This is a genomic window from Trichothermofontia sp. (assembly GCF_053493415.1).
On sequence record NZ_JBRCAD010000197.1, the window covers coordinates 1 to 17,003 of the forward strand.

Annotated in this window: 20 protein-coding genes and 1 tRNA gene; 11 read left to right on the forward strand and 10 right to left on the reverse strand. The window is 54.6% G+C overall.

Going from position 1 to position 17,003, the window contains the following annotated elements; genetic code table 11:
- The first annotated feature begins 82 nt into the window (after positions 1–82).
- From ACWIUF_RS17310 to ACWIUF_RS17320, 3 genes are all read left to right on the forward strand, one after another.
- Positions 83–742: a hypothetical protein gene (locus ACWIUF_RS17310; protein WP_448573773.1), complete on the forward strand. Its 660-nt coding sequence runs from the start codon at positions 83–85 to the stop codon at positions 740–742.
- Positions 743–980: 238 nt separating this feature from the next.
- On the forward strand, positions 981–1,733 hold the full coding sequence (locus ACWIUF_RS17315) for a phycobilisome rod-core linker polypeptide (RefSeq protein ID WP_448573774.1): 753 nt from the start codon (positions 981–983) through the stop codon (positions 1,731–1,733).
- A 215-nt stretch (positions 1,734–1,948) separates the two neighbouring features.
- Positions 1,949–2,902 (forward strand): asparaginase, encoded by a 954-nt coding sequence (locus tag ACWIUF_RS17320; RefSeq protein WP_448573775.1) that lies wholly within the window; start codon positions 1,949–1,951, stop codon positions 2,900–2,902.
- 334 nt (positions 2,903–3,236) lie between these two features.
- Here the strand turns inward: ACWIUF_RS17320 and ACWIUF_RS17325 are convergent, their stop codons facing one another.
- Both ACWIUF_RS17325 and ACWIUF_RS17330 read right to left on the reverse strand, forming a co-directional pair.
- Entirely contained in the window at positions 3,237–3,542 is a 306-nt protein-coding gene (locus tag ACWIUF_RS17325; protein ID WP_448573776.1) for a 4a-hydroxytetrahydrobiopterin dehydratase, read from the reverse strand.
- A gap of 123 nt (positions 3,543–3,665) precedes the next feature.
- Positions 3,666–4,013, reverse strand: a complete 348-nt coding sequence (locus ACWIUF_RS17330) for a hypothetical protein (protein ID WP_448573777.1) — start codon at positions 4,011–4,013, stop codon at positions 3,666–3,668.
- A gap of 424 nt (positions 4,014–4,437) precedes the next feature.
- Between ACWIUF_RS17330 and ACWIUF_RS17335 the strand changes: the two genes are divergently transcribed.
- The 5 genes from ACWIUF_RS17335 to ACWIUF_RS17355 all read left to right on the forward strand — a co-directional run bounded on the left by ACWIUF_RS17335 (position 4,438) and on the right by ACWIUF_RS17355 (position 7,524).
- Positions 4,438–5,388, forward strand: coding sequence for an alpha/beta fold hydrolase (locus tag ACWIUF_RS17335; RefSeq protein WP_448573778.1), 951 nt, complete (start codon positions 4,438–4,440; stop codon positions 5,386–5,388).
- Between the two features lie 3 nt (positions 5,389–5,391).
- Positions 5,392–7,071: a DUF2079 domain-containing protein gene (locus ACWIUF_RS17340; RefSeq protein WP_448573779.1), complete on the forward strand. Its 1,680-nt coding sequence runs from the start codon at positions 5,392–5,394 to the stop codon at positions 7,069–7,071.
- A gap of 89 nt (positions 7,072–7,160) precedes the next feature.
- The gene (locus tag ACWIUF_RS17345; protein WP_448573780.1) at positions 7,161–7,334 is read left to right on the forward strand and encodes a PCP reductase family protein; all 174 of its coding nucleotides are present in this window, start codon (positions 7,161–7,163) and stop codon (positions 7,332–7,334) included.
- Entirely contained in the window at positions 7,327–7,461 is a 135-nt protein-coding gene (locus tag ACWIUF_RS17350; protein ID WP_448573781.1) for a hypothetical protein, read from the forward strand. The genes ACWIUF_RS17345 and ACWIUF_RS17350 overlap by 8 nt, the downstream gene beginning before the upstream one ends.
- Positions 7,452–7,524 (forward strand) — tRNA-Ala (locus tag ACWIUF_RS17355). The genes ACWIUF_RS17350 and ACWIUF_RS17355 overlap by 10 nt, the downstream gene beginning before the upstream one ends.
- Before the next feature lie 401 nt (positions 7,525–7,925).
- On the opposite strand, the gene psaM is transcribed toward ACWIUF_RS17355, so the two are convergent.
- The 4 genes from psaM to ACWIUF_RS17375 form a co-directional block, all read right to left on the reverse strand.
- Positions 7,926–8,018: a photosystem I reaction center subunit XII gene (psaM, locus tag ACWIUF_RS17360; RefSeq protein WP_265900903.1), complete on the reverse strand. Its 93-nt coding sequence runs from the start codon at positions 8,016–8,018 to the stop codon at positions 7,926–7,928.
- A gap of 220 nt (positions 8,019–8,238) precedes the next feature.
- Entirely contained in the window at positions 8,239–9,891 is a 1,653-nt protein-coding gene (locus ACWIUF_RS17365) for an HAD-IB family hydrolase (RefSeq protein WP_448573782.1), read from the reverse strand.
- A 144-nt stretch (positions 9,892–10,035) separates the two neighbouring features.
- Positions 10,036–11,361 (reverse strand): PhoH family protein, encoded by a 1,326-nt coding sequence (locus tag ACWIUF_RS17370; RefSeq protein ID WP_448573783.1) that lies wholly within the window; start codon positions 11,359–11,361, stop codon positions 10,036–10,038.
- Between the two features lie 493 nt (positions 11,362–11,854).
- On the reverse strand, positions 11,855–12,166 hold the full coding sequence (locus tag ACWIUF_RS17375; protein ID WP_448573784.1) for a tetratricopeptide repeat protein: 312 nt from the start codon (positions 12,164–12,166) through the stop codon (positions 11,855–11,857).
- Positions 12,167–12,233: 67 nt separating this feature from the next.
- On the opposite strand from ACWIUF_RS17375, the gene ACWIUF_RS17380 reads away from it, so the two are divergent.
- The 3 genes from ACWIUF_RS17380 (at position 12,234) to ACWIUF_RS17390 (ending at position 13,329) form a co-directional block, all read left to right on the forward strand.
- On the forward strand, positions 12,234–12,566 hold the full coding sequence (locus tag ACWIUF_RS17380; protein WP_448573785.1) for an element excision factor XisI family protein: 333 nt from the start codon (positions 12,234–12,236) through the stop codon (positions 12,564–12,566).
- A gap of 103 nt (positions 12,567–12,669) precedes the next feature.
- Complete coding sequence (locus tag ACWIUF_RS17385) at positions 12,670–13,122, forward strand: DUF29 domain-containing protein (RefSeq protein WP_448573786.1); 453 nt, start codon at positions 12,670–12,672, stop codon at positions 13,120–13,122.
- 21 nt (positions 13,123–13,143) lie between these two features.
- The gene (locus tag ACWIUF_RS17390) at positions 13,144–13,329 is read left to right on the forward strand and encodes a hypothetical protein (protein WP_448573787.1); all 186 of its coding nucleotides are present in this window, start codon (positions 13,144–13,146) and stop codon (positions 13,327–13,329) included.
- 147 nt (positions 13,330–13,476) lie between these two features.
- On the opposite strand, the gene ACWIUF_RS17395 is transcribed toward ACWIUF_RS17390, so the two are convergent.
- The 4 genes from ACWIUF_RS17395 to ACWIUF_RS17410 all read right to left on the reverse strand — a co-directional run.
- Positions 13,477–13,866 (reverse strand): GxxExxY protein, encoded by a 390-nt coding sequence (locus ACWIUF_RS17395; RefSeq protein WP_448573788.1) that lies wholly within the window; start codon positions 13,864–13,866, stop codon positions 13,477–13,479.
- 437 nt (positions 13,867–14,303) lie between these two features.
- Positions 14,304–14,483 (reverse strand): hypothetical protein, encoded by a 180-nt coding sequence (locus ACWIUF_RS17400; RefSeq protein ID WP_448573789.1) that lies wholly within the window; start codon positions 14,481–14,483, stop codon positions 14,304–14,306.
- 424 nt (positions 14,484–14,907) lie between these two features.
- Positions 14,908–16,323, reverse strand: a complete 1,416-nt coding sequence (locus ACWIUF_RS17405) for a methyltransferase RsmF C-terminal domain-like protein (RefSeq protein WP_448573790.1) — start codon at positions 16,321–16,323, stop codon at positions 14,908–14,910.
- Positions 16,324–16,416: 93 nt separating this feature from the next.
- Positions 16,417–17,003 (reverse strand): hypothetical protein (locus ACWIUF_RS17410; RefSeq protein ID WP_448573791.1); only part of this gene is annotated, 587 nt, incomplete at its 5' end.

The following is a 17,003-nucleotide window of genomic DNA, read 5'->3' on the forward strand; positions in this document are numbered from 1 at the left end:
CGGGATGTAGCAGCGGCTCAGGTAGTGAGGCAGCGCGGGATTGCAGCGGTGGGGCACATCGTCAAGAAGCTTGGTGAGGGCAATGTCTAAGACACCCTGTGAGCCAAGAATCCCCGCGCCTTTAGGCCGGGGAGTTGTCAAGCTGATCCTGACGACCCGTACCGATGCATTTAGCCGGGGACTAGATTATCTCTATGGCCTGCGTTCCCTGGCCCTCTTGCCTGAGCTGGTTGCAGTGGTGGACGATCGTGAGGGGCGGGAGACGATCTGCACCTGGATTGGAACCCATATCGATACGGTTAATGCCCACCTGGATACCTATGTGCAAGCCTGCCATGCCTGTTTTTTACCCTGGGAACAGCCTTCTCTACAGGTGTTGGCAACCCCCTTGGCCGCCTCATTTCGAGTAGATGGGGTGTGTAACCTCAAGACTAACCCGATAACGCTCTTAATCGATGTGGGACGGGTTATCCCGCCTGACTGGGGGCGACTAGTAGTGCATGAGTATGCCCATGCCCAGGTTGGCTCCCCAGGACATCATGCCGCCTTTGCCCGATCGCTCACCCACCTCTGCCGAGGATTGGGGCTGCCCCCGCCGCCCCCCGCAACCGATGCCGATGCCCTGAAAACCTATCCCCCTTATCGCTTCACCGCCGAGCCACTGGCCTTTTGGCGGGGAGCCACGCCGGACTGGCCAGCCCAAGTAACGGTCCTGAGTCCGTCCCCGATCGCTGCCCCCTAACCGCCACGGGAGTAGCCCCCACCGCCCGTTCGGCCTTCACCAACGCCATCCCCTTGCCGCCGCCACTTGCCCAACTGCCATCGGGCTAATCCCTTACCAGAAAAGCACTTCAGCTATTTCTGAGCATCAGGTTAAGTTATGTAATTTTTATCAGACTAAATCGAATAATACGACCCCCCTCCCGATATGATTATGAGTAGTTTTGTAAGATTTCGTAAGAAAAGGGAGATTTTTAGGCGTGGCAATTCCTCTCTTACAATATCCCCCCGTTTCCCAGAATCAGCGGGTGGTGAATTATGAGGTCCCTGGGGATGAACAGCCCCGGATTTACTCCACTGACAACCTACTGTCCCCGGCAGATATGGGGAATCTGATTGAGGCAGCCTACCGTCAGATTTTCTTCCATGCCTTTGCGGTGGATCGGGAGAAGTTCCTGGAGTCGCAACTGCGCAATGGGCAAATCACGGTTCGGGATTTTATTCGCGGTTTGTTGCTATCCAATACCTACAAGCGCAGTTTCTATGACCTCAACAGCAATTACCGCTTTGTTGAGCAAACAGTACAGCGTGTGCTGGGCCGGGATGTCTACAGCCAGCGGGAAAAGATTGCTTGGTCAATCGTGGTTGCGACGAAGGGGATTAACGGCTTTGTAGATCAGCTACTTAACAGTGAAGAATATCTGCAAGCCTTTGGGGAAAATATTGTTCCCTATCAGCGGCGGCGGATCTTGTCTGGTCGCGCAACTGGCGAAGTGCCCTTCAACATTAAGTCGCCGCGTTACGATGCCTACTACCGGGCTAAGCTGGGCTTCCCGCAAGCGATCTGGCAAAGTTCTGTGCGTCGTTACACAACCTACGATCGTCAGCCTCGTGCTGGCAGCCCCGCCCTGTTCCTCAACATGGCACGTGCCATCAATCCGCAGGGTAATCAACCCCAGCGGCTTTCGGCGCTCAATATCGATATTGAGAAATCAGTTCCTTACCGCAAATAACGGGCAGTTACCCCGTTTGGGGCGACAAGGCATGGGGTAGGTTATGGGTAGCGGACGATCGCAGGGTCCTATCTCCCAGTAGACCTACCCCTACAGTTTTGCCCATCGTTCCCGTTGACACCTGGCCTATCCCCGAGTATGCCGCTGCTCAGCAATCCCTAAAAAAGCAAGGGGCGGTTGCCCGTTTTGCTCCGGCTAATGCTACAGTTTTGTGCATGAACAAGGGAAAACGAACACAAACTCCCGAACTTAAGGTGCAACTGTTGCGGGAGGGCATTGCCGAGTCTGTTCACTGCGTTGAAGCAGTGGTATGTGACGATCGCGGGCGCGTCCTATCCGTGGCCGGTAATTCGGAAACAACAGCCTTTGTGCGATCGGCGCTCAAACCTTTTCAGGCCCTAGCCGTTACCACAACAGGCACCCTAGCTCGTTATGGTCTCAACGATCGTGATCTGGCCATTATTTGTAGTTCCCATAAGGGGACCGTGGAGCAAGCCCGACAGGCATTTAATGTCTTGTGGCGCTCGGACATCGACCCGTCAGCCCTCCAGTGTCCTACGCCACCGGGCAAGCGGAGTCCCCTAGAGCACAATTGTTCGGGCAAACACGCCGGGATGCTTACGGTTTGTCGGCAGCGGAATTGGCCCCTGAGCAGCTACACCCAATACAAACACCCGGTGCAGCAGTTGATCCTCAGCAAAATTGCGGAACTGCTGCGGATGCCTGCGGCGGAATTTATCGAAGCGCGGGATGACTGTGGCGCGCCTACCTACTTGTTTCAGATTAGTCAGATGGCCTGTCTCTACGCCCAACTGAGTTCGGGCAATAATCTGGATATGGAGCGCATCATTCGAGCCATGACAGGACACCCCGATTTAATTGCTGGAGAGGGTGAGTTTGACACGGTTCTGATGCAACTAACCCAGGGAGAGTTGGTTAGCAAGGGGGGTGCGGAAGGGATTCAGTGCATTGGCCGAGTGGGGGAGGGTATGGGGTTGGCGATTAAGGTACGCGATGGCGCGAAACGGGCCAAACACGCGGCGGCCATCCAATTGCTGAAGCAGTTGGGTTGGATTACCCCTGCGATCGCGGAAGCGCTGGCGGAAACCTTTACCAGTATCAGCCCCTACAAACGGCTGGAAGTGCTAGGAGAACTCTCCCTGATCTAAGTTTCGCAGCGGCGATCGGTGCTGAGCAGAAGGGAGCAGCGTTATAGCCATTGTCATTGAGGTTAGGACCAGGGCAAGGAGCTTAAGCCCCTTGTTAATCACAGCCTTGGAAATGTCCTAAGGAATGTGACTACCGCTATAAAGGGATAAATCAAAGACCGGACTGGGGCAAAGGGACGCCTACCCCACAAATTACTTTTACAGCACTTCCATACCTAGTGAGGTACAGACCAGGGGCTTAAGCCCCTGGTTCGCAAGGCTTGACCGTACTTCATTTTAGAGAGGGAACTAGAGAGGGAACGGCTGTATTGCCTGATTGCCAACTATTTCCGGATTAGGCAGGGGACCAGACTTGGGCGAGCTGTTCCATTTTTTGGGCCAGTTGCACATCCAGGCTGCTAATGGCCTGCCCTAAATCATGGGTGACTAAATCCACGCGGACCCGGTTGTAAACATTAAACCATTCCGGGTGGTGGTTCATTTTTTCAGCCTCGATCCCAGCGGCCACCATCCAGGCCATCGCGACGGTGAAGGAGGCAAATTGATACTCTCGATGTAATTTGCCTTCACGAATCACCCAACCGGGTAGGTTGGCAAGTGCCTGTTGTAGTTCTACTTCGCTGAGCTTGTGTCCCGACATGTTTTTTTGATTTCCGCAAGGTCTTCTGGCCATTGTAGCGATCGATGACGCCCAAAACCGATGGCATGGCCCAGCGATCAGGAGAAGGTTGGCGCTGGGAGTGGCGATACCAGGGACCACGCGTTAACCCGTAACGCTCTCTAGCAATTCCCAATGGTTATTTTGGGTCATCGCCTCATTGACCATATCAAACATTTTACGGCAGTGGTTATTGATCTGGAGGGGGAGTTCCTCATTCTTCGCCACAAACTTCATCCGCACTTCCTCATCTGTGGCAGTACTTTTATCAATGAGCACTTCGACGGTTACCAGCTTGGCAAAGGCCACTTTCCCTGGGATTTCCCGTGCCATCATGTAGTCGCCAGTATCATAGATAACGTCAAAATTACAGGACTCCAGGACTTCCGTAAGTAAGTTCCGGAGGTTGTCAACAGGGGTTGCGACGGTAAACAGACCAGTATAACGAGCCATATAACACTCCGGGGATGCAGCACTGCAACATTGCCATGTCAGGCAACTTAAATTTATGATATCGAACCCAGGCATTGATTAGTTTCCCAGCGGTAGACCAGGAATCCGGACGGGGCTGGTGGAATATTGTTATTGTGCGTTCATCGTGCGTCTTGTCAACCCCTAGTTGGGCGATTATGCTGACGCCAATAGGCAAACCCCCTAGGACTGATGCCCATTGCGAAGAGTTATATTGACGATCGCGCCATCCTGGGTCATTGACGTCGTTGCAATCCCCTCCTCCCCAACCTGTCAGGCCATCAATGGTCCCCATCCGGTGCCTCCCCCTTTGCCCGTCAGCCTAGTTTATGACGAAATTTATCGTTAAGATAATTGAAATTGCCGGGTCCTAATCAGCCGTGGTCGGGGCACCTCTGGCAATGATATGTTTACCCCCTGCCATGCCGTTGTGACTACCGAAACCTTAACCACTGAAACAACAAACCTCTGGCTCTCCCTAGCAACGCTCGTTCAGGCGCAACAAACCTGGCAATGGCGCGGCCATCATATTCAATATGTGGATGTGGGAAGTGGCCCCGCCCTGATTTTGGTGCATGGCTTTGGGGCCGCGATCGGTCACTGGCGTAAAAATATTCCCGTCCTGGCGGCGGCAGGTTATCGGGTCTTAGCCCTTGATCTGCTGGGCTTTGGTCACTCTGAAAAACCCCCCTTGGACTATAGTCTCGACCTTTGGCAAGCGCTCCTGGCAGATTTTTGGGCTGAGAAGGTACAACAGCCAGCGGTGTTCATCGGCAATTCGATCGGTGCCCTGCTCAGTCTGATGATGGCAGCGGACTACCCTCACATGACGCAAGCGGCGGTGCTGCTCAACTGTGCGGGTGGCTTAAACCATCGGCCAGAGGAGTTACCCTGGCCACTGCGTCTGATCATGGGTACGTTCACGCGGGTGGTGAGTTCGCCCTGGCTGGGCCAGTTTATGTTCGATCGCATTCGCCAAAAGCACCGGATTCGCGCCACGTTGAAACAGGTGTATGGTAACCCCGAAGCCGTCACGGAGGAGTTGGTGGAGATGCTCTATGCCCCTGCCTGTGATCCGGGTGCGCAGCAGGTGTTTGCCTCGATTTTGACCGCACCCGCCGGTCCCCACCCCCGTGACCTCTTGCCCCGTGTAAGCTGTCCTCTTTTAGTGCTTTGGGGCGATGCTGATCCCTGGACGCCCGTCACCGGCGGGCAAATTTTCCAGCAGCCCCACTGGCCAGCCACCATTGAATTCATGGCTATCCCCCAGACGGGCCACTGCCCCCACGATGAACGTCCCGAAATTGTCAACGATCGCATCCTGACCTGGTTGGCCAACTTCAAAACGGTTCTCTAACCTGTGATCACGCTGAAGCCGAAACCCTTGCCAACGCTGGCCCCGGTGGGGCGTTATGCCCTGATCTTTCTCATCATCGTCTTGGGGCTGTCGCTCCATCGCTACTTCACGTTTTATACAACCAACGATCAGGGGATTTTTAACCAGGTTTTTTGGAACAATCTCCACGGTCATTTTTTCCAAAGTTCCCTGTCCTCCCAACTTTCGACCAACGTCATCCACGATGGCGAAGTCCCTACGGTCTACTATCACCGTCTGGGGCAACACTTCACCCCGGCCCTGCTGCTGTGGCTGCCGCTCTATGCCCTCTGGCCGTCGCCAGCGATGTTGCTGGTGCTCCAGGTGGGCCTTGCGACCGCTGCTGGTTTAGTCCTCTACGTCCTCGCCCGTCAACGGCTCTCGCCCCAACTGGCCACCTGGATTGCCGCCAGTTACTACGGCGCTAATGCGGTGATTGGGCCTGCCCTGGGGAATTTTTATGATGCTTGCCAACTCCCCCTCTTTGTTTTTGGTTTGCTCTTGGGATTGGAAAAGCGCTGGTATTGGCTGTTTTGGCTGGGGGCAATCCTGACGTTGGCGATCCGCGAAGATGCGGGGGTGGTGCTGGTGGGGATTGGGGCCTATCTGGTGCTGAGTAAACGGGACCCAGGACGGGGGGGGCTGCTGGTGGGTCTCAGTATCGGCTATATCCTGCTGATCACAGGGGTCGTCATGCCCATCTTTTCGGCGGATATTTCGCGGCGCTTTATGATCGAGCGGTTTGGCCAATATGTCACGACAGACGATGCCTCAACGTTGGCAATCATCGCGGCGATCGCCCGTCAACCGTGGCAATTATTCGTTGAGTTGGTAACCCCCGTGGGCGCAACACTGGGCTATTTACTCGGTCACGGGTTGCCGTTGGCCTTTGTGCCCGCGATCGCCCCGGCGAGTTGGGTCATCTCTGGGCTACCGTTGCTGCAAATCCTTCTGCAACAGGGAACCGAAGCGCTATCCATCAATGTGCGCTATGCCACTCCGGTGATTCCGGGCCTCTTCTACGGGGCGATCCTGTGGTGGTCCCAGCGTTTAGCCCCATCAGCAGCCACTGCGATCGCTGGCGCAACGGGGCCGAGCCTACCGTCGCGTCGATTGCGGCGGTTTTGGGCCGGTTGTATTGCCCTATCCCTCCTGTTTACCCTGACTGCGAATCCCCACCGGGCGTGGTATTTCCTGATGCCAGACTCGCTTCAACCCTGGGTATATGTGTCGTTGCCTCGGCAGTGGCACCATGTGAGCCAGATTCATCAGGTCTTGGCGCAAATTCCGCCCACGGCCAGTGTGTCGGCTTCGCGGTTTTTGGTGCCCCAGGTGTCGGGGCGGCGGGCGGTGCTCCAGTTGCCCTATTTACAAGTGCGGGATGATCAGTTCCAAGTGATCAATATGGAGTATGCGATCGCGGATTTCTGGAATTTGTCTTATCAACTGGCGTTTGCTGGGGCACGGGCGAAGTTGGCCGAAACGTTGACGGTGTTTGAGCAGGCCCAGGAGCAGGGGGGATATGCGGTCGTAGCCTATGCCGATGGGGTGGTGTTGCTACAGTGGCAGGGGGTGCCCAAGCCAACGGCGATCGCGGCCTGGGAAGCCCAACGACGGGAGTTGCGATCGCGCTTGGCCCAATGGTTGCCGGAAGCGCCAGACTAAGGGTGACAGCACTAGGGTAGGATCGAGGCTTAGGGCAATGACCCGTAGCGTTGTGATCAGGCAGTAGACCCGGTTGAGGTGAAATCCAAATGAGTCATGCGGTGACTTGGGACCCGGAGGCAGAAGCGCGGCTGCAGGAAATTCCGTTTTTTGTGCGGCCAATGGCCCGAAAGAAGATCGAAAAGTTTGCCCAGGAGGCGTTGGGAGCAACGGCGGTGACGGTAGAAATCTACGAGCAGGCGAAGCAAAAGTTTGGTGAGTAATCCTCTGGGGCGGCGATCGTTGCGGGAGCAGGGCGATCGCACTGGCTACTGGGAAGAAAATTGGCAGTTCCCCTTGACGAAGGGACGCTCCACAGGGCACTATGGAATACGCAATCCGGGGCTATAGCTCAGTTGGTAGAGCACCTCAATGGCATTGAGGGGGCCAGCGGTTCGAGTCCGCTTAGCTCCATTAGGTTTCAGACGACAAACCCCCACGCCGTCATGGTTTGGGGGTTTCTAGTATGTCCGTACCTTGTCTTATCTGGTCATATTTAGACCAGGCATAACGGATGGATTACGGACTGGTACATAAATACTCTGGTAGTGGGGGGCGGGTTAGCGCTTTGCCGTAGGTTTCCGCCATCATGCGGGCGTGGCTGTGCCCTGCCACCTCAGCCGCTTGCAGGAAGGTGTAGCCCTACTCTACTAGGTGAAATAGGCGGGTATGCCGTGTGTTGTCGGTAGGTCAATAAAATCCCTCGCTGCCACGAAAAAACCCTAATCTCCCGGCGTCAAGGAGCTTAGGGCTAGTGAGTTGTCTGAATTGAGGGTCGGATCATGAGTACATACGCACTCATGCCACCTCTAGGGTTACTTATACAGTTCCGTAGCCAGCCGGAATGCCAGAATACCGGGGATAAGGGCAACCACTAGCGCCACAAAAACTTGCGTATCTGACAGCATAATGACGAATAGACTCCTTAATGCAACAGAATGGCTGAATGAAAATACTTTCCGTCAAATTGTCAGCCAGGAAAACCAGTTGTTACATGACGTAATATAAGTTTGCCGATGCCAGCCTCGCGATCGCGGAGGACCCAGGAGCGTGCAGCCAGCCCTCTCCTGGTGGGAAATCGCCGTAGTTCCTAGGCTTTGGCACCTAGCCCGACCCTGCTTGGTCCGGCTACTCCGCCGTTGGCAAGGCCGATTGCCGTTGTACCACAATGAGGGCCACAATCCCGATCGCTACCGCAAACCACAGGGTTAACAAGCGGATTAAGAAGGTGGCCGTGACGGCGATCGTTTGGGTCGCGCCATAAAACACGGACAAACCAATTAGCAAGGCCTCCGTGCCGCCTATTCCACCCGGTAAAAAGGTCAGGGCGCCGAGTAAGCCGGACGCCGTGTGGATCAGCACAGCCTGGTAGGGGGTAATCATGGTCGCCCCGAGGAACTGGAACAGGACATACAAGACCAGACCCTCCAGCCCCCAAGCCATAAAGGCCAAGAGAGTACTGCCCGCAAGAATTTTAGGTTTGAGGAGGGTGCTGGCGCTGTCAATGAGATGCTCAAACTTATCGGCGATCGCCCTTAGTTTCGACCAGCGGGCCAGGGGATGTAAAATCCCCCGTTTCACCCACGCTGGTTTTTGTAGTAACAGGATAAGGGCCAGTTGAATGAGGCCGATCGTCAGTACCAGCCATTGCAAATCAGCGGCAGTGGACAGACTGAGGCAGATCAACAGCACGACGGAAAGGGCATCGGTAAACCGTTCGCAAAATAAACCCGCCAGCGTAGGGGCGATCGGGATCTGGTATTGACGTTTGAGCAGGAGGGATTTAATCGACTCACCCGCCTTCCCTGGCGAAGCGGTCAGGGCAAAACTGGCTAAAAAAATACGAAAACTGTGGCTCCAGGGCACCCAATAGCCCATTGCGACTAAATACCACTGCCAACGCAGGAAGCGCAGTCCATAGCCCAGAAAGACAACCCCAGCCAGACTGGGCAGCAGCCAAACCGGCAACAAATTCAAGGCCTGCCAAAACTGCCCAAGGCCACTCCAAAGAACGATCGCCAGGTAGAGGGTGGCGGCAGCAATGACCGAAAGCATCAGGCCCCGTTCCCAGGTGGGGGGGAGGTTTCCCGTCTCGACCGATCCAAAATTGCGGTAATGGGGGACATCGGCGATCGCTAATAACTCACGATCACCCCGACTATCGCCATAGGCGTAGAGATAAAACTGACGCGGATCACCGAGGAGGTGGTGTAACCGGGCAACTTTTTCCGGGCCATAGCAATTGTTACCCTGAATTTTGCCAGTGATGCGATCGGCCTCCACCACCAGCTCAGTCCCGGCAACCGCATCAATCCCCATCTGGTCAACCCAGGGCTGCAAATAAACCATCAAGGACGCACTGATGACAAGGGTTTGGTGCCCCTGTTCCTGGTGCCAGCGAAGACGCTGGAGGGTCTCTGGTCGTAAGAGGGGAGCAATCCCTTGCCGAGCAAACCGCCGTCCCCACTGCTGGACTAATTCCAGAGATTGGCCCTTCAGAAAATAGGTCAGGACAATTTCCTTGGCCCGCCAGTTGGGAATCAGCCGTAGGGCATAACCGAGAAGGATGGGGAACAGGAGCGCCATGCCCAGCCAAAACCGGCCCCTGCCAACCGATTGTCGGAGAAAAACCAAGAACGAGTCGTTGTGGGTAAGGGTACCGTCAAAATCAAACACCGCAACGATCGGACGACGCTCCAGGGGAGACGCTGCGGGAACGGGATCGGGGGGCACAGGACGATCAGTCCCGGCGATCGGGGTAGGTTCGTTGGGTTGATTCAAAATACCAATACTGCGGGAGGAGTGATGGCGTCTTCTTGAATATCGCCTGGGTTAGCCATGTCAAGTTTAGGCGATCGGGGAATATTCCGGTTAGCGCCCCCCAGTCGTGAACTGAGATGAGACCCTACGCCGCCCAGTTGATTTCTAGAGCAACACCGACGCCCGTTCTGCTAGGGACGATCGCTCACCCTTGAACAACGTAATATGACCCGCTAGGGCATCCTGCTTAAACCGCTCAACCACATAGGACAGACCATTACTAGCCGCATCCACATAGGGATTGTCAATCTGATCCACATCGCCCGTGAGGACAACCTTTGTGCCCTCCCCCGCACGGGTGAGGATGGTCTTCACCTCATGGGGCGTCAAATTTTGAGCCTCATCCACAATGAGAAATTGTTTGGGTAAACTACGACCTCGAATATAGGTTAGGGGTTCAATTTGCAGTAACCCGCGCTCAATTAACTCCTCATGTCCTCGCTGCCAATGCCCCATTTTCCCAGAGGATTCATGCACCCCAAAAATTAAATCAAAATTGTCATACAACGGCTGCATCCAGGGGGTCAGTTTTTCCGAGACATCCCCCGGCAAATAGCCCAAATCCCGGCCCATTGGCACGATCGGGCGCGAAATCAACAGGCGACTATACAGGTTCTCATCCGCCACCTTCTGCAACCCCGCCGCGATCGCCAGCAACGTCTTTCCCGTCCCCGCCTTGCCTACCAGGGTAACCAACTGCACCGAGTCTCGCAGCAACAGTTCCAGGGCAAATTTCTGCTCCCGGTTGCGGGCATGAATCCGGGACACCCCCGTATTCGGTAATTTGATTAAAGACACAATTTCCCCCGCCTGGCCCACTATCCCTAGGGCCGTATGGGAGGGATTGGTTTCATCCACCAGTGTGATCGCTTCATTGGGCAGCAATTCAGTCTCCAGGGTAATACTGCCCTGCTGATAGAACTGATCAATCAGGACTGGAGCCGCCCACACCTCCGCCGCGCCTGTATACAGTTCTTCGACATCCACCTTGTCAGTTTCGTAGTCCTCGGCCCGCAAGTCTAGGGCATCGGCCTTAATCCGCAGGTTGGTGTCTTTGCTGATCAACACCACCGGACATTGGCACTGGCGCTTGAGTTCCAGAGCCACAGCCAGGATGGCATTATCCCCCTGATCGCCCTCTAGTTCAGCGGGTAACTCTTGCAGCGTCTTACGGTGGCACAGCGCAACCCGCAATACTCCGCTCCCCCCATTCAGGGGGATGCCTTCCGTGAGGTGCCCCTTTTGGCGCAGGCGATCGAGGTTCCGGGACACCTGACGGGCATTACGTCCAGTCATCTCTGGCTGCTTTTTGAAGCGATCGAGTTCTTCGATAATCGTCATCGGCAACACAACATCATTATCCTGAAACCGCAGCATGGCATTCGGGTCATGCAGAAGCACGTTGGTATCCAGGACAAAGATTTTTTTCATATTTCGATGGGTAGCAGTAGACGAATCCTAACAGCAGTCGCCGCTAAATGACTCCTTGCGGCTGGGGTGTGGTCCTAAATTTTGGCAACCCAATCCCCCTTCCCCCGCTTCCAGTCAGCCAAAAGCGGCACAGCCACCGGTTGAGAAGGAAGTCACAACAATTAGGCAACGGCTGTTGCTAATAGCAGCAACCAAAACAGAGTCGTTAATCCTACCAACCCAACTAGGCGCAGGGAGTGGGGATGTTTGGTTTTTGCCGACGCATCTGGATACATGGGGCCTCCCTCCTGCCAGTCATTTAGCCTTGCCAGTTCATCCAGCCTGCACAATTGCACAATCGCGTCGCACCAGCGGACGGCTCCTGGCTATTTCTATTGTCAGCATTAAAATCAGGCAGCGATCGCGCTAGCAATGAAATTTGACATCCTTGTCTTATCCCGTTTTTCGGATTTTTCGGGATAGGTGCAGGGTACGATCGCTCAAGGCAGTTGTGTTAGCAGGGCAAATTTAGCAGGGCCAATCTTTGGACATCGGCTAGTCCAGCTTGGGGGAGGGATAACCGGGGGGTATCGGGACCGTAAAGCGGTTCGAGATGGGCGATCGCTTGCTGGTAGTGCTGCTCGGCTTGGCGAAATTTCCCTTGTTTGGCGTAGAGATGGCCAAGGCTGGTATCGAGGTCGGCGCGGAGGGGATGTGGTCCTAAAACGAGGCTAAATTGGGTTTTGATTTGGGTATAGATCTGCTCGGCTTCAGCAAAGCGCTGTTGTTCAGAGCGAATATGGCCGAGGATGATTAAGCTACTCACGAGGTTGGTGACTACGAATGCAATTAAAGATTTTAATCTACGATGAACAAAAAGAGGAGACTTTAGAATGGAAAAACTAGATCGGTATCGAGAAATCATTCAAGCGATTTTGCAGGGCTATAGCGATCGCCGTTCTAATGAGGAGATCGATTCCCAGTGTATTTTCGACACTCAACGGGATCACTATCAGGTTGTCAATGTTGGTTGGTCCAATCGACGACGGGTTTATGGGTGTGTGCTTCATCTCGATCTTAAAGATGGCAAGGTTTGGATTCAATATAATGGTACTGAGATTGATATTGGTAAAGAACTGCTCGATCGCGGGATTCCTAAATCCGATATTGTCCTGGGTTTCCAACCACCGCACCGTCGGCCCTTTACTGATTATGCTGTTGGCTAAGTTCGTGAACCACCAAGGCACTAAGCACACTAAGGAACACGAAGCTTAGTGCAACTTTGTGCCCTTCGTGCCTTCGTGGTGAAAACTTAAGCGGTAAACCAAAATGACCCAATCACTCTATGAACAGGATTTTTTGCTTTGGACAGAGGCAACTGTTGCCCAACTTAAGGCACGAGATTTTGAACACCTAGATCTCGATCATTTAATTGAGGAGATTGATGCCTTGGGCCGATCGCAGCGGAAGGAACTTAAAAGCCACCTGCTGGTGTTGCTGGAGCATTTGCTGAAGCGATTGTATGTGCCCTCGCCGGGTGACTATCGCGGTTGGGAGAATACTATTGAGGAGCAGCGGCGACAGATTGAATTGGAATTGGAGGATTCACCGAGTCTAAAGAATTATTGGGATGCGGCGTTTGACACTGGATGGCGATTGGCCTTGAAGGGGGTGCGTAAGTCCTATCCAGCAGTGAATTTTCCAGATGAGTGGCCGTTTGATCAGGCCCCGGATGCCATGCTGAATTGTGATTTTTGGGAAATCGAACCACCAAGGCACTAAGAACAATAAGGAACACAAAGCTTGGTGCAACTTTGTGCCCTTATTGAGCAGGCCTTGGCGGATCTGCGGCAGGCAGCAGAGCGGGGTGTGGCGGGTGCTGAGGAGCGCTGGCAGGTGGTGCAGGGGGTATGGCAAGAGGCGGAGCCGGATTGGGATGAGCTTTCTACCTTTGGGGAGGAGCCGCTTGCAGCGTTATTTGAGTTGTAATGATTAACTTGGGCTGCTTTCCAGTTAATCCTTCCTTTAACAAGATACCAAGGGCACCAAGGTCCACCCAAGATCTTAGTGTGCCTTCGTGTTCTTAGTGCCTTTGTGGTAACCACCAAGACCCCAAGGGCACCAAGGTTCACCAAGTTAGACAATAAACCGCTGAATCCCTTGCTTGATCAGCGACACATTGAAGTTAACCAGGAAGCCGAGGCGATGGCCAGATAACTTCAGGTAGGTGAGCAGTTGCGCCCGATGCACTGGCAAAATCACCTCAACTGCCTTTAGTTCTACAATTACACACCGCTCCACCACCAAATCTAACCGAAACGCCGAACCAATCTGGATATCCTCATAGATGATGGGCTGCGGCTGCTCAGCCTCCACAAATAACCCCTTCTTCTTCAACTCATGCACCATGCACGCCTGGTACACACTCTCCAATAGTCCCGGCCCCAGCTTCGAGTGGACCTTAAACGCCGCATCCACCAACGCCTTCGCCACCTGCTCCGTCCGTTCCGGCAACGCCCCTTGCATCCCCTTCGTGCCCCCTTCGCGCCCTTCGTGTCTTAGTGGTTCCCTTTTTTCTACCACCAAGACACAAAGCACACAAAGATTCACCAAGGTTAATGTTTTAGTACGATCGCCCCTCCCCTATCGAGAGACTCAGGCAAATTGGGGGGGCAGTTCTGGTTTAATTAGCAAACGGCCCCAGTCCTATGTCGAGCGTGGGATTGAGAGTCTAAAGTTACAGAAAGGTTCAGCAGAGTATTTAACGCCGACGCCTTCCCAAACTTTTCATGGACAGCATTATATAATTTAGGACTACTATAAAACACTTTAATCAAGCTGCATAAATCAATACAAAGCAATATCAAAACATATAAAGAGGACAATCCAAATACTGGATAATATCCCCTTGGCTAATCTATACACACCAACAGTAGTGACAAAAACTGATGGTTGATCAAGAGTTAAGCAACTCGTAAAAAACCTTTGCGTAAACCATCATAAACCTGGTTGATCAGTGCATGATCCTGTTCACTTAAGGCATCGCAGGTCAACAGTTGCATCATTAATTGCTGATGGTCGCGGGTGATACGACGCGCCTGGAAAATTTGTTCAACAACGATCGCCAACGACTCTGTTGACATGGGGGCCGTTGGTTGTGGGGAGTGTTTTGCAGACCGAAATTGCGGCGAAGTAACATTCATAGCAGTGATGGCGATACGATGAAGTACGGATAAAGCAGGTGCCCCCAACAGCTTGTCAGTGGGCTTGGGAGGAAAGGCTGAAGCACACCCGACTCGAAAATCTACGGTGGAATGTTAAAGCGTAATCCGCACCCTGGAAGTTACGTCCGTAATAATACTGTCGTATATCTCCGCAATGTGGGCTGTGATTCAATGGCGTATGGGGTGTGATCCTGGTAAGTGCTGCTAGTGATTTGCATCAACAGGATGTGTGATTTCTCGTCAACTCGTCCCCAAAGATCAACACACCGATTCCGTAGCCGTGGGTTGCCTAGTACCCTGCCAACCGCTGTACTCAGGGGTTCATCGCGAAGGAACACTGGTTCTAGAGCGATGGGGGAGTTGCCCAGGGCCTTAGGGGGAGCGATCGCAGCACCTTGGGAACTTGGGAGTGGAGATAGCCATCCCGGTACAGGCCACACCCCAGTTCAAAATCTTGATAGCGCACATGGACATAGCCCGACTGTACATCGGCCTGGAGGGGTTGGGAATGGCCCTGAAGAAACTGCACAACCGCTGCTGGCGTGGTCAGTACCATCACATTTTTCTGAAGTTGCGTCCCCAAGGCTTGCAGGGCAAAAGTTGTCGGCTTGTAATCGGCCTGTCCGATCCGCAGCAAGATCAACCCCAAACTTTGGGGAACCAAGGGCACAGTGGGTTGACAGGTACGAGTCGTGGCCCACAGCTTATCTTTGCCTTTGGTCCAAAGCTGGAAATTAGCGAGGGCCATTGGAGCCAAGCCAAACCGATCGCCCAACCAGGCGATCGCCGCATCGGGGGCAATGGGCTGTACCGGTGAGGCCACGGTTGGGGAGACTGTCGGCGTCAGATGGGCTGTCGTGCGCCGGATGCGGGCGAGGAAAAACCCACCGGTGTCATTGTGGTGCGGGAAAAAGCGACGGGCATGGTGCAGATCCGCGCGGTAGGCTTGCCCTTGCCAACGGCCTAATCCGGGTTGAGACTGGAGATCCCCTAAAGCGATCGCCTCCAGACTCCCACGATCGCCTAGGACCGCATCGATCACCGCCTCATTCTCCTCCGGGGCAAAGGTACAGGTGCTATAGACCACCACACCCCCCGGCTTGACCAATTGCAAGGCGCGATCGAGGAGAGCCTGCTGCACCCGCGCCAACCGCTGACTAAAAGCCGCATTCCAGGATTTGGCTGAAGCCCGATCGCGGCCTGATTGTTTGCGAAAGGTCCCCTCCCCCGAACAGGGTGCATCAACCAATACACGATCGTAGGCATGGTTAGGGAGGGCAATTTCCCGACCATCCGCATGGGTTGTGATCACATTCCACAGCCCTAAACGGGCGATCGTCGTGGTCAGACTAGCGAGGCGCGTGAGATTTTTCTCATTGGCCACCACCTGTCCCTCCTGCCCCACCCGCAAAGCCATTTGGGCCGTTTTTCCCCCCGGTGCCGCACAAAGGTCTAAGACCACCTCTCCCGGTTGGGGATCAAGGGCCTGCACCGCCGTCATCGCAATTTCCTCTTGGACGTAATACCATCCCGCCGCAAAGGCCAGGGTTGCCCCTGGTTTCTGCCAGCCCGGACAGCGAAAAGCCTCGGGATACCATGCCAAGGGGACGGCGGCGATCGCCTCAGACTGAAGCCAGTCCACAAAGCGGCTAGACCCCACCTTCAGCGGATTCCGCCAAATGCAGGGGGGAAGCGGTTGGCTGAGATCAACAGCCCCCGTATCCAGTAGGGCGTGATAGCGGCCTAGGGCATCAGGCATGGGTGAGGAGTGAGAAGTGAGGAGTGAGAAGTGAGGAGTGAGAAGTGAGGAGTGAGGGCTGGGAAGTGGGTGTTCTTGTTGCAGATGCGATGATTACTGCCACTGGGCGATCGCGGCTTGGGCCTCTTGGTAGACCTTGGTCTGGGCCGGGGGGACCAGTCGGGCAGCCGCAATTGCCTGTTGCCGATTGCCCCAGGTTGCTCGCTCCCGGGCGATCGTCATAATTTCCCGACTCCAAGCTTCCATGGCGATTTGAGCCTCTTCGTAGAGGGGTTCACCCGGTTGGATCTTGCTGGCGAGGGCGATCGCCTTGCTGTAGGACGACGCTTGATAGGGGGCTTGGTTAATCAACCCTTCCGCTGCCATCAACACAATCTGGTTGGTATGGCGCAATGTCTCGCCATCGGTGGTCGGAGTCACCGGGGGCAGTGGTGTCAGGGTCGGTGCAGTGGCGGGTGAAGTGGTGGCGGGTGAGGCCTGTTTCGGTACCGGCGACGGCACACTATGGCTGTTCAGTGCCTCCCAGTTACGTCCCAAGATGGCCAAAACTAACAGGAAAACCCCAGTCCCCCCCCACAGCAAAACCCGGCCCCAAAAAGCGCGATCGGATACGGGCAACGGTTCGTCCGGATGGGTTGGGTTGGCCAGGGGTTCAGAAGGCATAGGGGGCGGTGTTGGGG

Bases quoted from the DNA above. Each gene is read 5' to 3' on its own strand.
- ACWIUF_RS17310 (WP_448573773.1), top strand. From the start codon at position 83: ATGTCTAAGACACCCTGTGAGCCAAGAATCCCCGCGCCTTTAGGCCGG.
- ACWIUF_RS17320 (WP_448573775.1), top strand. From the start codon at position 1,949: ATGAACAAGGGAAAACGAACACAAACTCCCGAACTTAAGGTGCAACTG.
- ACWIUF_RS17325 (WP_448573776.1), bottom strand. From the start codon at position 3,542: ATGTCGGGACACAAGCTCAGCGAAGTAGAACTACAACAGGCACTTGCC.
- ACWIUF_RS17330 (WP_448573777.1), bottom strand. From the start codon at position 4,013: ATGGCTCGTTATACTGGTCTGTTTACCGTCGCAACCCCTGTTGACAAC.
- ACWIUF_RS17335 (WP_448573778.1), top strand. From the start codon at position 4,438: ATGTTTACCCCCTGCCATGCCGTTGTGACTACCGAAACCTTAACCACT.
- ACWIUF_RS17345 (WP_448573780.1), top strand. From the start codon at position 7,161: ATGAGTCATGCGGTGACTTGGGACCCGGAGGCAGAAGCGCGGCTGCAG.
- psaM (WP_265900903.1), bottom strand. From the start codon at position 8,018: ATGCTGTCAGATACGCAAGTTTTTGTGGCGCTAGTGGTTGCCCTTATC.
- ACWIUF_RS17370 (WP_448573783.1), bottom strand. From the start codon at position 11,361: ATGAAAAAAATCTTTGTCCTGGATACCAACGTGCTTCTGCATGACCCG.
- ACWIUF_RS17380 (WP_448573785.1), top strand. From the start codon at position 12,234: ATGGAAAAACTAGATCGGTATCGAGAAATCATTCAAGCGATTTTGCAG.
- ACWIUF_RS17385 (WP_448573786.1), top strand. From the start codon at position 12,670: ATGACCCAATCACTCTATGAACAGGATTTTTTGCTTTGGACAGAGGCA.
- ACWIUF_RS17395 (WP_448573788.1), bottom strand. From the start codon at position 13,866: ATGCAAGGGGCGTTGCCGGAACGGACGGAGCAGGTGGCGAAGGCGTTG.
- ACWIUF_RS17400 (WP_448573789.1), bottom strand. From the start codon at position 14,483: ATGTCAACAGAGTCGTTGGCGATCGTTGTTGAACAAATTTTCCAGGCG.
- ACWIUF_RS17405 (WP_448573790.1), bottom strand. From the start codon at position 16,323: ATGCCTGATGCCCTAGGCCGCTATCACGCCCTACTGGATACGGGGGCT.